Origin of the sequence: Microcoleus sp. BR0-C5, from assembly GCF_036705045.1 — a bacterium.
Classification (GTDB): domain Bacteria; phylum Cyanobacteriota; class Cyanobacteriia; order Cyanobacteriales; family Microcoleaceae; genus Microcoleus.
Genome location: NZ_JAUBTR010000044.1, coordinates 20,114 through 35,727 on the forward strand (window position 1 = coordinate 20,114; position 15,614 = coordinate 35,727).

Below are 15,614 nucleotides of genomic sequence, written 5' to 3' on the forward strand. Positions count from 1 at the left end.
GCTCGACCGTCAAGTTTTCTGGTTTCTAGTTTAAAGCTTATCAAGTCATAAAAGGTTAAAAGTATTGCTGAATCTAGCTTGCGACTAGATTTATATTCATTAATTTAGCCTAGCTTCTTGAGACAAATTTTAATTAATAGCAGTTTCGCCGCCCAATTTAGTTGGCAGGTACTTCTTTTAGGTTACTATATTTTTTATCATTAACAATAGTATGTTAAATTTCATTGCCCATGTCTCTTTCTCCGCTGACACTGAATTTAGTCGAAGGTTCTGTCTCCTTTAGCTTTTCCCCGCAAGCCGCGCGGGATTTGCAAAACGAAATTGCAGCTTTGATGGAAAGCTTGAAAGCTGTAGCAGCCAAAACCGCTGGCGCTAAAGCTTCTCCCCAAAAACCGATGGAATATCGGTATGCAGGAGATGTATTTTTGGAAGTTTTCTGCAACCCGAATATCTGGCCGACTCCTTTTGCTGCGAAAGTGCTGATTACGGTTAGGGACGATCGCGTGCGCGTCACCACCGAAGCCGAACTCAGCCGCCTGCGCGACGATCTCGCTCAGTATATCGAACAAGTCGGTTGAGATTCTCAACCTGAAACGCTCTTCTTTTAGGAATGAGAATTAAATAACTTACAATGCGTGATGGTTCTTGTGGGATGGGCGTCCCGCCCGTCCAGAAAGGGCGGGCGGGACGCCCAACCCCTACTCCCCACTTTCCTTGTGTAAATTATTTAATTCGCGATCCTTAGAGCCCTGACTTCTTCAAGAAGAACAGGCTTCCCGGCCTGTTCCACAAACATTAAATTTTCTTGGGGGGAGTAGCGGTTGGGCTTCTAGCCCGCCCGTGAAAGGATTACTGACAAAGGATAGCTATCTGCTGGCGAAGCCGACCATTCCCACATTGAACCTGAATAATTCTTAGCACAAAATCCCAAATTTGTCAACACACAAGTCAACCATGCAGAGCGAATTCCCCCACTACAATAACTCACAATTTGAGTTGACAGCGAAACTCCTTTGTGCTGCAAAATAGCAACAATTTCCCCACGACTCAGCAGTTGTCCCTGTTTGTCCATTAACTCTTTGTAATAGAGGTGAACCGCACCGGGAATGTGGCCGCCCCGCTTTTCTCCGTAAGGCGTTTTACCTGCATATTCTCGCGGCTCTCTTGCGTCAATAATGACTAAATTATGAACTCCTAAAATTGCTTTCAATTCATCCCGGTGAATTTCCCAATTCGAGCGGCGAGATATTACAAAATCTCCTGTTTCGGGGGGATTGTTTGCACCTTTTACTCGATTAATTCCAGCTTTGATTAAAGCCCGATATCCTCCATCTACAAAAACAGATTTTTCATGTCCCAAAGTCCGCAGCATCCAAACAATTCGCCCGTCTTCGCCCCACCCTTTCACGGAATCGGCAACGACTATGACAGGTTTGTCTTGACAAATACCAATTGCTTGCAGTTTTTGAGTTAAAACTGTGTTATTTTCGATAATTTTTCCCTTGTGGGGAAAGTCGGAACGCGAAAATTCCTGCCAAGTTACGGGAATAGCTGGTGGGAGACGGCAAAACCACTTTAAAATGTGTGCGCGAGCATCTAGTAAAGTCGCTTCTTGTTCCAGAAATTGCTTAGCTAAATCTGCATTTACTATCCAGTTATTTGCTAAATTACCCAGTAAATTAGACATATTTTATTGAGTAACTTTTGCTGTATTAGCAGCGCAGGCTAAAACCCCTTTGGTATTAGTTGGATTAGCTGGTTTAGTCTTGCCAGGAGCAGCATTTATACACAAGATTGTTTGGGTTTTATTTCCCACCAAAAAGACTCCCCCCACAAAACTTTTGAGATTAGCTTGCTTCGATACTCCGTAGTTAAATACAGCACCTTTTTTCACCATGCCGATCGAGTAGCTGTAATTGGCTGAGTTAGGTTTAACTTGGAGACCGAGATAAACCAATAGATTGGAAACAGAACTTGTAAAGCCTGCTTTTTCAGCATAGTAAACTTGCTGGGCTTTATTCATAGAACCCACAAAGTTTTTCGCTTGTGATTTCTTAGCTTTAAGCGTTTGTGACACTTGAGCTTCCGAGACAGGACTGAAAACAACTGGCAGAGTTAGAGCTGCGAGTGCAACTTTGAGCTGCCAGTTACTGCTGCTATAAATCCTGCTTAATTTCACAGAGAACAGGTGGAATGAGCAGTTGAGAAACATATAATTAAACTAATTGTTTTGCCTGAAACTGTTTCAAAGCCCCAGGAGCAACCGTGCCGTGTTCTGTTATTATTCCCGATATTAATTCCGCCGGAGTTACGTCAAAAGCGGGATTGTAAAATTCGACTCCCACAGGACAAATCCGCGTAGTTCCAACTTGATACATTTCAACTGGATCGCGTTCTTCAATGGGGATTTTGCTGCCGTCGGAAAGTTCAAAATCAATTGTTGACAGAGGCGCGGCGACAAAGAAGGGGACGTTATGGGCTTTGGCAACAATTGCTAAACTGTAAGTGCCAATTTTATTGGCGGCATCGCCGTTAGCAGCGATTCTATCTGCACCGACAACTACTGCGTGAATCATGCCGAGTTTCATGCAGTGAGCGGCCATATTGTCGGCAATTAATGTGACGGGGATTCCTTCTTGCACGCATTCCCAAGTGGTCAGTTTTGCACCTTGGAGACGGGGCCGAGTTTCGTCTGCAAAAACTCTTCCGAGTCTTCCTTCTCGCCAAGCAGAACGAAATACACCTAATGCAGTACCGTAGCCGGCAGTTGCTAATGCACCGGCATTGCAGTGAGTTAATAAGTTCAATTTTTCAGGTGTCGCTGGCAGAACTTCTAAACCTTTGTCGCCGATATCTTTACAAGTTTGCAAGTCTTCTGCTTGAATGGTTTTGGCCATTTCTAACAAAGTTTTTTGCACTTGTTCGACAGAACCGCTAGTTCTCTCGGCAGTTTTGAGCATTCGCGATATGGCCCAAAACAAATTAACCGCAGTGGGACGAGTCGATCGCAATAACTCGCCAACTTGTTCTAGTTTAGTAAAAAACTCGGTACGATCGCCCGTTTCGATTTCTCGCGCCCCCAAATACATCCCGTAGGCTGCTGCTACCCCGATCGCCGGAGCACCTCGGACTATCATAGTTTTAATCGCCTCAGCCATATCTTCGCAGCGGCTAATTTCGACTACACCGTATTCTTTCGGCAATCGGTTTTGGTCAATTAGCACAACTCGGTCTTCTATCCAGGTGACGGGGGAAACTGGGGAGTTTTGAGCGGTCATCTATTTCAATTATGTGAGGGACAAGTTTCTATGATGCCATGAAGGCGACTATTCCTCTATGTTATGAGCGATACGCTGAATTTGCCAAAATCCCAGCCCTGCGGTTTGAGATTCGAGACTGGAGATTTGAGATTGAAGAATGGCTGCATACCTACCACTCTCTGGGTTTGGAATTTGCGTAGAGTTTGATTCTTTTTCACAAGAGTGTACTTAGTAAAAAACCGTACATTAAGTTGTGTAAATTATACTTGCGTTTTTTGAAAAATTTCCGTAATCGGGAACAAGCTAGCTGTACCTGGGGTCTGGTTTTTTTAAGTTGAGAATGAAAAAGTGCGATTGATCAACTTTCCAGCTCCAACAGATTTACAAGAATCACAAAAATAGATAATTGTAAAGCTTTGTCTGTATAACTTTTACTAAGTTGAAGGCAGGTTTTGTGATTGCCGTATTTGTGGTGGATTGAAGTAGCGACTATCATCGCACGGAAACAACATTTTGAAAACCTACTTAGGTGCATGGGGGAACAGTAATTATGAAAAACCAACAAATAGTATTCGTAGATTCAGCAGTTGAAGATTGGCAGAGTCTGGCGGTCGGTGTTAAAGCGGGGATGGAGGTAATTTTAGTCGATCGCTCCCGAGACGGCATCGAACAAATTGCCGAAGCACTGCAGAACCGCAAAGGCATAGAAAGCATTCACATTATTTCTCACGGGGAATCGGGAAGTTTGCAGCTAGGGCAAACTAGCCTAAATTCCGACAATTTAGAAACATATCGCGACTGTTTGAAACAGTGGTTTTCGTCATCTGTCAACTCAATTAAAAATCGATTTGAAATTCTGCTATACGGATGTAACGTAGCAGCAGGTAAAAAAGGAGAGGCTTTTGTACAAAAGCTGAGCAAATTAACAAAAGCTAATATTGCCGCTTCTTCAGATATTACGGGGAGTGCCAAAAAAGGCGGAAACTGGTTACTTGAATACGCTACTGGAGCAATTAAAACAGGATTGGCGATCGAGCCAGAGGTAATGGCAGCCTATGGACACACATTGGCTACTTTTACTGTTACTAATACCGCTGACGCTGGGCCGGGTTCGCTGCGACAAGCGATTACTGACGCAAATGCTGCTGCCGCACCACCACACAATATTAACTTTGCCATTCCCGGTGCAGGCGTGCAGACGATCGCGCCCCTGACTGTCTTGCCAAATATTAACGTTCCCACCATCATCGACGGCACTAGCCAACCGGGGTTCGCCGGCACCCCGCTGATCGAAATCAATGGAGCCAATACAGTTGGTGTCAGCGGTTTTCGCGTTTTGGGTGGTGGCAGCACCTTGCGCGGATTGATCGTTAACCGCTTCGGCAACACCGGCATTTCCCTTGAAAGCAACGGCAACATCGTAGCGGGAAACTACATCGGCATCAACAGCGCCGGCACTGCCGCCTCGCCCAACGCCTTATTTGGCGTGGCCATTCAGAATGGTGGCAGCAATAATATTATCGGCGGGAGTGCACCGGGCGATCGCAACGTCATTTCTGGGAATACAGCCGACGGTATCGTCATCGTCGGCGGTACAGGGGGCAACCAAGTGCTGGGCAACTACATCGGCATCAACGCTGCTGGAACCGCCGCCTTGCCCAACGCCAGCGGCGTTACCATCGTCGGCGTACCGAACAACACTGTTAGCGGAAATGTCATTTCCGGCAACACCAATAGCGGTACGGTCATTCTCAATCCCGGTGCCACGAACAACATTCTGACAGGCAACTTCATCGGCACTAATTTTGACGGCACCGCCCCTGTCCCTAATACTGCTTTCGGCGTAGCCATCCAGGGAGGTGCAACCAACAACATTGTTGGCGGGACAACCCCAGCCGCCCGCAACATTATTTCCGGCAACGGTAACGGTGTTGCCCTTGTTGACCCCACCACTGTCAACAACTCCTTGTTTGGCAACTTCATCGGCGTCGGGGCCAACGGTACGACTCCGCTGCCCAATACTACTGGGATATTGATTAACCTCGCAAACAATAATGGGATCGGCGGTACAGCAGCAGGTCAAGGAAATACGATCGCCAGCAACCTCGGTTCAGGAGTAAACATTCTCGCCGGTACCGGCAACAGCATCCAAAACAACTCGATCTTCGCCAACGCCGGCTTAGGCATCGACCTCGCCAACAACGGCATCACCGCCAACGATGCCGGCGACGCCGACACCGGTGCAAACAACCTCCAAAACACCCCCGTACTCACCACCGCTACCGCCAGCGCTGGCAGCGTCACCGTCGCGGGTACTTACAACAGCACTCCCAGTACCCCGTTTACCCTCCAATTTTTCGCCAACACTCCCCCCGGCACCCAAGGCCAAACCTTCATCGCTTCTGTCCCGGTAACTACTGACGCCGCCGGCAACGCTGCTTTCAATCAAACTTTCCCAGCAGCAGTCACCGCAGGTCAATTAATCACCGCGACAGCAACCGACGCCGCCGGCAACACTTCGGAATTTTCCGCACAGCCTGTTCCCGTTGTCGTACCGCTGAGTACCATCACCGGGATTAAATTCAACGACATTGACGGCAACGGCACTCAAACTGCCGGAGAACTTGGCGTCCCCGGAGTTACAGTTTTTCTCGACACTAACGGTAACGGCATCCTCGATGCCGGCGAAACTTCCGCAACTACCGCAGCCAACGGCAGCTTTACTTTCCCCAACTTGGCAGCAGGTACTTACAGCGTCCGGGAGGTTGTACCGGCTGGAAGCCAAACAACTACGGTTAACCCGGTTGCAGTGACGCTGGCTGCTGGTCAAACTACTCCTGCTACCGTTAATTTTGGCAACCAAGCAATACCCGCACCGCTGAGTACCATCACCGGGATTAAATTCAACGACATTGACGGCAACGGCACTCAAGCTGCCGGAGAACTTGGCGTCCCCGGAGTTACAGTTTTTCTCGACACTGACGGTAACGGCATTCTAGATACAGGTGAAACTTCGACAACCAGCGATGCTAGCGGCAGCTTTACTTTCCCCAACTTGCCCGCAGGTACTTACAGCGTCCGGGAAGTTTTGCCGGCAAACAGTCAGCCAACAACTCCCAACCCGGTTTCGGTGACGCTGGCAGCCGGTCAAACTACTCCTGCTACCGTTAATTTTGGCAACCAAGCAATACCCGTACCGCTGGGCAGCATCACCGGGATTAAATTTAACGACACCGACGGCAACGGCACTCAAGCTGCCGGAGAACTTGGCGTCCCCGGAGTTACGATTTTTCTCGACACTGACGGTAACGGCATTCTAGATACAGGTGAAACTTCCGTTACCACGGGTACTAATCCTAGTGGCAGTTTCACTTTCCCCAACTTGCCGGCTGGCACTTACAGCGTCCGGGAAGTTGTACCGGCTGGAAGCCAAACAACTACGGCTAACCCGGTTGCAGTCACGCTGACAGCAGGTCAAACTACTCCTGCTACCGTTAATTTTGGCAACCAAACCATACCCACACCTACTCCGACTCCCCCTCCCACTCCCACTCCGACCACTCCCCCTCCAACTCCGACACCCCCTCCGCCTCTGCCTCCGATTCCCGTACAGCAAGGCAGCATCAGCGGTCTTAAATTTAACGACGGCAACGGCAACGGCACTCAGGATGCGGAGGAAACTGGTCTTTCGGGATGGCAAATTTTCCTCGATGCTAACGGGAACAACTCTTTAGATGATGGCGAAACTACTGTTACCACTGACAATTCTGGTAATTACAGTTTCAACAACCTCAATCCCGGCACCTACAATGTGCGGGAAGTGCAGCAGACTGGTTGGACGCAAACTACTGCTAATCCGGCCGCGGTTAATCTGGGTAGTGCCGAAAGTCGATCGAACGTTAATTTTGGCAATTTTCAAAATATTAGCATCTCCGGCAGCAAATTTAATGACCTCAATAACAATGGGGTTTTGGATGATCAAGAACCGCTATTGCCGAACTGGCAAATCTTCCTTGACGCTAACAGCAATGACTCTTTAGATGCTGGAGAAGTTAATACTTCGACTGATAGTTTGGGTGGCTATAGTTTCGCTAATTTAGTACCGGGAACTTATCGAGTTAGGGAAGTAAATCAACCTGGTTGGACGCAAACTACTGCCAATCCTGCTGATATTATTGCTGTCAGCGGCACTAATGTTGACAATATTAACTTTGGCAATTTCTTCGCCCAAGTCCAACCAACACCAACACCAACACCACCACCACCGCAAGAAGGACAAGATGCTGACTGCATTTGTTCGCAAATTGTTTTACCCAGCCTTAGCAGTATTCGCGGCCCAATTTTTGTCACTAATACCCGCAACGGTACTAACGGTAACGACACTATTTTCGGCACTAATAACGGTGACGAAATAAATGGTTTTGACGGCGATGATTTGTTGGCAGGGTTACAGGGCAATGATAATATTTACGGGGGACTTAACAGTGCTTTCCCGGTTGGCCCAGATATAGACAGGGACTTGGTGTTTGGCAATGAGGGTAATGATTACCTCAATGGGGTTGCTGGAGATGATTTAATCTTTGCTGGCAAGAACGAGGATGTTGTTTACGGCGGAAAAGATGACGACATTATTTTTGGCGACCAAGAAAGCGATACTTTAATTGGCGACCAGGGTAATGATAGTATCTACGGGGGAACTCTTAACCCGTTAGACCCGGATTTGACTGGCAATGATTTGCTATTCGGTTTGGCGGGGGATGACTTCCTCAGCGGTCAGGAAAATCAAGATACGATCGCAGGTGGTGATGGTAATGATACAGTGCGTGCCGGCAAGGGCGATGACTTAGTTGTCGGCGAATTGGGCAGCAACCTGCTGTTTGGCGATGAAGGCAGTGATACTATCTGTGGCGGCGAGGGGGAAGATACAGTGTACGGGGATATTGGTAGCCCCCTCCCCATTGGTTCTACTGGCGGACAAGACCAAATATGCGGCGGTTTGGGCAACGATTTGTTGTTTGGCAATGAAGGTCAGGATACTGTCAACGGGGATACTGGGAACGATACTCTTTACGGCGGTAAGGATGAGGACAGTTTGCTCGGCGGTGCTGGGGACGATTGGTTGTTTGGAGATCAGGGGAATGATACTCTGATTGGAGGTACCGGGAACGATCGATTTATGTTGGGTATTGACCTCGGCAGCGAGACTATTTTAGACTTTCAATACGGCCTCGATTCGATCGGCTTAATTGGTGGTCTGGATTTCTCGCAACTGAGCATTGTTGCCGAGAATACTTCTACTCTCATCCGAGTTACTGGTTCCGGGCAACTTTTGGCAACTCTCAACAATGTGCCTGCAAGCGTGATTACTGCCACAGATTTTTTTGCTTTCCTGTAGTGCGATCGACCTAATTAATTAGGTGAGAATATTGTAGGGACGAGGGATTAAGAGACTGTTGGCAAATAAACAAAGGGTGAAACTAAACATCTTACAGCAGATTCCACGTTGTTTGTGAAGTACACCCCTGATCCATAAATCTCCCTAGGGAAAAGGCATTGCCTTTTCCCTACTACTTTATGAACCTCCAATACGCTGTATAATCATGGCAAATAAACTCTGATGAGCCAGAAGTAATATCGTTTTCGGTTGCACAGCGCCGTGTCCAACCTGTGGGTAATATTAATTCCGATGCTACCGGAGTTGATATAACTCGGGGTCTAAAAATAGAATGGTTGAGTGTTAATTGTTGACTCGATTTTATGATTCCGATACAACCGAAAACGATATCACCTCAAACTTGGCATCGTAGAGGTCGTCGGTTCAAGTCCCGCCACTTCGATCGACAAAACCCGCCTAATTAAGCGGGTTTTGTAGTTTTCCTAAATATTTTCACTCTTGGGCAATGATTAAACAATCACTCTCCACTTTGGACAGCATATCTGGAAACGCTGATGTGTAGTTCCCATCTTTGTCTACAACCCTGCGGAGTATATATCCATTGTCAGCAGGTCTGCCGAAAAACGAGTTTGTGCGATGCCAGATATCTCCATTCGGAGTGTTTGGATCTCGATCAATCAAAAAATCTACCAGCCACGGCGGTACACACCATCCAAACACTATCGGCGTAATGTGTCCGTGCTGCAAACTTGCATCCGAGAATCGGAACAAGTAGCTGAAGCGAGAAAATTTAACTAAATAAAGTAACATCCGTCCCGCCATTGATGAATGAAATGTCCAGATAACAGGGTCAAAAACGCGCAGCAATAACGTCCGTTCGTCAGCATTCCAGTCTGAACTGTACATCGTCAGACAATCGTCTGGTAAAACATTCCCGTCCATAAAAAAGATACCTTGCAGGACTTCAGGTAACTCCGCTGGATGTTTTACTTTCATCCAATTCGCAATGTCTTTTAGTTGCTTTTGTTCGATTAACATGGTATTATTTATCCTCAAAATAGTTGTGTTTTGGTTTCCTATTAGATACCCCCTTGATTTCTTAGTCGATCGATCGGACTTCTTTTGTGTGGCGTGCGGTTTCAACTGAGATGTTGCACCATTGCCAATAAGTTATTCAAGGGCGGGCGGGACACCCCACAATAAACTTAATGTCTTGTGGAACAGGCCGGACAGCCTGTTCTTGAGAATTGTGTAATATCTCAGTTTCAACCGCTATCTGATGCGAGCTTTTGGATTAATTACCGCCCCAAGTTAGACTCAGAGGCTCGTCGCACTTGGCCTACCGTACTCACGACATCCACCAGCATCTTGAGGGCGATGTCTTTAGCTGGGCAAATCCGTCCCGCGCTACGATCGCCCACCGAATGAAAACCCATATGAAAAGGGCACAGATTCTCCCGCTTAGCGTTGAATTCGTATACCGTAGAGCCCCAGAAACCCTCGTCTAGCAGCCCCAAACTGAGCGGTATCAGTACCTTGGTTCCGGCGGGGAAAGTGCGCTCTTTGCCCGCTACCGTTGCGGTGAAAGGCTCTGTGGCGACTCGGTGGGTGGCGCTGACGGGGGCCCAGAGGCGGGCGCATTCCAGGAGGAACAGCTCGATCGACTGGCGATCGTCCAAATCGAGCCGATCCCAAAACTCAGTCGGGTTAATTTCGGCTGTCTGCTGTCCTTTATAGGCGGGGAGAGGGCGGTATCCCATTGCCGTGTGGCCTAGGTGCAGGGGGCCTTGCATTCCCGCTATTCCCATAATTGATGTCATCAGCTTTGCCAATTCGCGCTTAGTCATGCCGTTGTTTTCCGAGCTCTCCTCGAAGTCGGCTAAAGCTGGGGAATTTTCATAGATAGTCGCTGCACGCTCGATTAGAGTGGACAAATCCCCGTGTCCAAACAGGTTCAGGCTTTGCAATAGGCTACCGACGACGGCGAAGTAATGCAGCGGGCTTTGGCGGGTGTAATGCAATTCGGTGAGAAGTTCGATCGACTCTGTATCGTCTGGATTAATCCCAAAGATGACGTAGTGCAGATATCGGACTAAAAATCCCATCCAACCGCGCTTGACATCGGTAAAAAACGCTCCCCCCGCACCGTGCGGCATCTCGGCATAATCTGTGGCTAGCCTCAGCAGCAACCGTCGGGCGATTTCGTCTCCCTGCCGATCCGTTGTAGCACTATTGAACAGATACTTCTGCATACAGCTTCGGAATGCTGCGTGGTTGCTGCTAGCATCAGTGGCGCGATCGGACAAAGACAGCAGGAAAAGGTTCCTACCGCCGACATCTTGGTTGGGCGCGCGATCGGGATCGAGTACAGAAGTACCAAGCCGCCATCCGCGCGCCTGGGGCGATGTGAGTGCTTTTTCCAGCGTTGTAAACTCTCCCATCACGACTTGCCCCGCGCAGCAAAAGTTGGCTCCAAAAGCCAGCCGTTTTATCTGCAAATAGGTGGGTTCGTTGGCAATCAAACCCTCAATCAGGGCGATCGCGGGTAGCATCATTTTGCTGAGACTTTCTTCCGGGTTTTGCAAAGCCCAAACCTGAAACTCGTTCAGGGCTGGGTTCATCAGCGATGAGAAAATAGTATCTAAATTTAGGTTCATCATAATTCTTCCGAGAATCCTTCGCCATAACGCGCTTCGCATTTAGCAGCCAGAGGGTATTGAGCGGCAATTGAGCGGGTATTGAATCCCACTTAAATGCCAACCAAAATCAGTAAGTATAACTATAGCCATCTTTATTTGTAAACGCAGTGGCAATATAGATATAGTTTTACTGAATATGTCTGCGCTCAAGTCTAACCTTTTTCCGGAGAGTGAGTGTAATTTATAACGATTCCTGGTAAGTAGATCTACTTTCTGCTTCTCAAGTATTAGACCCTATCTCTGAGAGTCGCACATAAACCGTAGTTATGTGCGACTACTTGCTATTAAAATTAGCCAAAATCGGCGACATTAATTAGACTGGACGACACCCCATTCAGAGCAGCTAAAATTTCTCCGTTTAGTGAGGAACGGATGAAACTTGTACTGTTTTCTTGAGTAAAGGACAGTTGGGAGAAAGTAAGATTGTTGCCTAGAGAAAGCAAATCTTTACCATCTTCAAAATCCAAGATAATATCCATACCTGAATTGCTAGATAGCAAGAATTTATCATTGCCATCACCTCCCGTCAAACTATCACTTCCCAAACCGCCAGTCAGCAAATCATCACCGTTACCTCCCAGCAGAATATCGCTGCCATCGTCGCCGTTCAAAATGTCAGCACCGCGATTGCCAAACAAGGCATCATCACCGCTACTTCCGAGTAAAGTATCGTTCGCCTTGCCCCCGAAAAGAGTGTCATTCCCCACCCCGCCGTCGAGGGAATCATTGCCCCTCATGCCCATCAAAACATTATTCGCGCTGTCGCCAGTCAGGATATCGTCGCCATTCGTACCGAGAATTCGATCGGGGGAATTGCTGCCCAAATCTGCATCGCCGGTGACAACAGGAGTCGCAATCCCAGCAGGTAATATCACAGCTTGAATTTTGGTATCTAAAGCAGCACCAGTATTCTCAGTAACTACCTGGGAAATTGTCTTAGTTCCCGCACCGACTGCTTTGAAGTCTTGAGTTGTTGCGCCCAAAGTTACTTGTTGGACGCGGGCTACTGCTTCAGGAATGGATGTTCCTGTTGAGTTGGAGACAGCCGAATCAATGCGCTGATTTGCTGTTGCCATTACAGTCGCAACTTGCGAGATAATTTGGGTGACTTGTTGACTGTTGAAATTCGAGTCAATTTGCAGAATTTGAGTTGCTGCTTGCTGAATTATTGGTTCTAAAGCTGCTGAAGAACTCAGGTTTAAAACTGTACCCGATTGAATTGAAGTCGTAATTGCACTGACAACAGCCTTGACAATATCGGTATTGGCTGCGCTGGAAGCACCGTCGATCAAAGCGCTAGTTTGAGTGATGAAGTTTTGGACTTTCACCATTTCTGCTAAGACTTGGACACCGCCCGGTACATTGTTGTTGGTGGCTTCTATGGGGTCGAAGCTAGTCAGGTCAAATTCAGCGGGAATCGCCAGAGCAGATTTGACCAGAGATTGTGCTGCTTCGGGTGCAACTCCTTTATCGATTAAGTCGGCGACTAAGCTGGTTAAGAGGGTGACAACAGTAGAATCTGGTGGTGCGGTTACTGGCGTTTCTAGGGGCAAGCCAGTGGCGGTGTCAGTGCCTCCAGTAGCAACTAAATTACCTTCTGATGGGTCGATTTCTCCGTTTTTGTTGGTGTCGAAAGTCTCGAAGGCAATATTGAGATTATATTTACCGCTTGCATCGGTAATGGTGGATGGTTCGTTGGTATCTTTGATGCCGTTTTTGTTGGCATCTAGGAAGACTGTCGCCCCAGAAATGTAACCGTCGATGACCCAGCCATCTCCTCTGTTCACTATGTGGATGATCTGGCTGGCACACGCACCATCAGGGTCTGTTGCTGTTAACTTAGCGTAGAAGTTTCCCCAGTTGGTTGGGGGAGTTCCGGTGAACTGGATGGTGTTTGCGGCAGAGTTAAACGACAATCCAAGCCAACTGCTGTTCGGATTGCTCTGTAATGAGCTGTCGTCAGTCTGGGTTAGCGTGTAGGTGAGTAGGTCGCCATCCGGGTCCGTGTAGACGTTAGGAACGTCTACATTGAGAGCAGTGTACCGGGATCCCAGGTGAATTTTCTCTTGTGGGGGGCGATTGCCGATAATAGCTTGGGCCAAAGCCATCACATCGACGCGCTTGTAATCAAAATTGGTATAGGTAACATTGTCGTCTTCGTCGTCGCCGTCATTGATGGTGACACCGGTTGCTTTCAAAAGATTGGCGAACTCGGTTGGTGTCAGTCGGCGGCCTAATTCTTGCTGTGCTAACTGTTGGGCTAACACTGCAATGCCCCCAATGTGGGCTGTAGCTTGACTGCTACCGTGATAAATGTTTATGGGAGCGCCAGAGGGGGTTGTGAACTCGCCAGGTAGGCCAGCCCCAGCCCCGGTGATGGGTGCCCCCGGAGCAAACACTGTGGTTAATGCCCCGTTACGCTGAGAAAATGGAGCTATGCGATCGGCAGCAGTGGTATTTGCGATCGCATCGCCAAAATAATTTCGATACTGAAAACTACCAATGTTGGAGTTATATACCGCGCTGACCGATAGGGAATTGGGATCGGCTGAAGGATAGTTGACACCTGGAGAATTCTGGTTATCGAAGTAACGGTTTCCTGATGAAGAGACAACAATGATATTCTTTGCAGCCAATGCTGCCAGTTCATCTCCAATTCCGTAGAGTGAAATAGCGCTGGAATAACTTTCACCGCTGCCGAATGCCATATTAACGCTGGCAATGTTTTGAGCGTCTGCATTTTCCAATACCCACTGCAAAGCTTGTTCTACAAACGGAAACTTATTAATTTCGTCTCCTACATTAGCTGGAGGATCCTTTCTCACCTTGAGGTCGATAATATTAGCCCCAGGTGCCATCCCTGTATAGGTTGGGTCTTGGGAGGCAATAATGCTAGCAATGTTCGATCCATGTCCGTCTTGGTCGCTTGCATCTGCGTCGCCGTCGGCAAAATCGTAGTTATAAACGATGCGATCGGCGATGCCGTTAGAGTCAGTATCAGGGCCAAAGAATTGGTGATCTAAGTTGATGCCAGTATCTAATATCGCTACCGAGAAACCGCGGCCGTCAATACCGGAAAAACGCGGGGTGGCGCGGAATTTATCCAGATTGATCAGTTTACTGGATACACTTGCATCGCGCTTATGCTCGGGATAGGGGTCGTTGCCGCTGGCGTCAAAACTACCAAAATATTCTAGGTTATTGTTGTTACCACCAATACGACTAGAAAGCACTGAAGATATGAAAGAGTTCTCGAACCGGGTACTTGATAGATTGTTATTGATTAGATTGTTGCTGCTTCCTGAATTGTTTTGGGGACTTGCAACTGGCTGCGAAGCTGTGAAGGCAGGGCCTTCATATCCTGTGGTTGTGACACCTTGAAGACGAGGTATAACAGACAAGTTTAAATTGTAGGGAGTTTCTACACTATTAACTGAAGAAACTCGCACCTTGTAAGTGCCGTGTTCCAAAACGCGGTTAATTGACTTTGATGCAATGCCAGAATCTTGTGCAGTTGAAATGACATTTTGACTGCTGTCAAGCAATTCTATTTTGACATCTTGATTGACTCCGTTGACTGACAAATTGAAGTCATTTTCAGCACCTAAAGTGAATTCGTAGTAATCGGGATCGTTAGTGCTGACTGCATCGGGGTAATTTCTGAAACTAGAAGCTGCATTGATTTCCTTGGCTGTACTTGCAGTGTTTTCAGCTAAGTCTCTGGCTGGGATATTATTGGTAACAGCGACATCGGCTGCATTTAAGCCGCTATAATTGTTGTCCGTACTAACAGCAGGGGCAGTAAAAATCGTGTAAGGTTTATTGCCGTCAGCAACATTGTCGTTAACACCTGTTACCGTCACCGTTTGCGCTGCATTCCAGTTACCCGGATTGAAAGTCAGCGATACAGGTAAAACTGTTCCTTCTGCTGTATTGGAACTTTCTAAATCTATTTTGACATCAGCAGTAGGTTGGCTGTTGAGTGTGACATCAAATGTTGCTGTTCCCCCTGATTCTGTGGTGATTAATCCACTTACAGGATTAACGGTAATTGCAGCAGGTGTTGGGGTTGGTGTTGGAGGTGTTGGAGGTGTTGGTGTTGGGGTTGGGGTTGGAGGTGTTGGAGGTATTGGAGGTGTTGGGGTTGGGGTTGGAGGTGTTGGAGGTATTGGAGGTGTTGGAGTTGGAGGTGTTGGAGTTGGAGGTGTTGGAGTTGGAGGTGTTGGAGTTGGAGGTGTTGGAGTTGGAGGTGTTGGAGTT

8 protein-coding genes are annotated in these 15,614 nt (G+C 47.7%); 2 read left to right on the forward strand and 6 right to left on the reverse strand.

What is annotated here, in order from left to right:
* Nucleotides 1–230 precede the first annotated feature (230 nt).
* A complete protein-coding gene (locus tag QUB08_RS20265) occupies nucleotides 231–578 on the forward strand; it encodes a hypothetical protein (RefSeq protein WP_333189233.1) in 348 nt (115 codons plus the stop codon).
* A 251-nt stretch (nucleotides 579–829) separates the two neighbouring features.
* On the opposite strand, the gene QUB08_RS20270 is transcribed toward QUB08_RS20265, so the two are convergent.
* Genes QUB08_RS20270 through mtnA form a run of 3 tightly spaced genes read right to left on the reverse strand, consistent with a single transcriptional unit; the run spans nucleotide 830 to nucleotide 3,278 of the window.
* The gene (locus QUB08_RS20270) at nucleotides 830–1,687 is read right to left on the reverse strand and encodes a rhodanese-like domain-containing protein (protein WP_333226509.1); all 858 of its coding nucleotides are present in this window, start codon (nucleotides 1,685–1,687) and stop codon (nucleotides 830–832) included.
* A gap of 3 nt (nucleotides 1,688–1,690) precedes the next feature.
* On the reverse strand, nucleotides 1,691–2,179 hold the full coding sequence (locus QUB08_RS20275) for a type IV pilin-like G/H family protein (protein WP_333226511.1): 489 nt from the start codon (nucleotides 2,177–2,179) through the stop codon (nucleotides 1,691–1,693).
* A gap of 37 nt (nucleotides 2,180–2,216) precedes the next feature.
* Nucleotides 2,217–3,278, reverse strand: a complete 1,062-nt coding sequence (gene mtnA / locus QUB08_RS20280; protein WP_333226513.1) for an S-methyl-5-thioribose-1-phosphate isomerase — start codon at nucleotides 3,276–3,278, stop codon at nucleotides 2,217–2,219.
* A gap of 532 nt (nucleotides 3,279–3,810) precedes the next feature.
* Here mtnA and QUB08_RS20285 point away from each other — a divergent pair.
* A complete protein-coding gene (locus tag QUB08_RS20285) occupies nucleotides 3,811–8,655 on the forward strand; it encodes an SdrD B-like domain-containing protein (RefSeq protein ID WP_333226515.1) in 4,845 nt (1,614 codons plus the stop codon).
* A 492-nt stretch (nucleotides 8,656–9,147) separates the two neighbouring features.
* Here the strand turns inward: QUB08_RS20285 and QUB08_RS20290 are convergent, their stop codons facing one another.
* The 3 genes from QUB08_RS20290 to QUB08_RS20300 all read right to left on the reverse strand — a co-directional run.
* Nucleotides 9,148–9,693, reverse strand: a complete 546-nt coding sequence (locus QUB08_RS20290; RefSeq protein ID WP_333226517.1) for a hypothetical protein — start codon at nucleotides 9,691–9,693, stop codon at nucleotides 9,148–9,150.
* A 260-nt stretch (nucleotides 9,694–9,953) separates the two neighbouring features.
* Entirely contained in the window at nucleotides 9,954–11,315 is a 1,362-nt protein-coding gene (locus tag QUB08_RS20295; protein WP_333226518.1) for a cytochrome 450, read from the reverse strand.
* A 329-nt stretch (nucleotides 11,316–11,644) separates the two neighbouring features.
* On the reverse strand, nucleotides 11,645–15,614 hold a 3,970-nt coding region (locus tag QUB08_RS20300; protein ID WP_333226520.1), incomplete at its 5' end, for a S8 family serine peptidase.

Coding starts and splice junctions, on each gene's coding strand:
- QUB08_RS20265 (WP_333189233.1), top strand. CDS start 231: ATGTCTCTTTCTCCGCTGACACTGAATTTAGTCGAAGGTTCTGTCTCC.
- QUB08_RS20285 (WP_333226515.1), top strand. CDS start 3,811: ATGAAAAACCAACAAATAGTATTCGTAGATTCAGCAGTTGAAGATTGG.
- mtnA (WP_333226513.1), bottom strand. CDS start 3,278: ATGACCGCTCAAAACTCCCCAGTTTCCCCCGTCACCTGGATAGAAGAC.
- QUB08_RS20295 (WP_333226518.1), bottom strand. CDS start 11,315: ATGATGAACCTAAATTTAGATACTATTTTCTCATCGCTGATGAACCCA.
- QUB08_RS20270 (WP_333226509.1), bottom strand. CDS start 1,687: ATGTCTAATTTACTGGGTAATTTAGCAAATAACTGGATAGTAAATGCA.
- QUB08_RS20290 (WP_333226517.1), bottom strand. CDS start 9,693: ATGTTAATCGAACAAAAGCAACTAAAAGACATTGCGAATTGGATGAAA.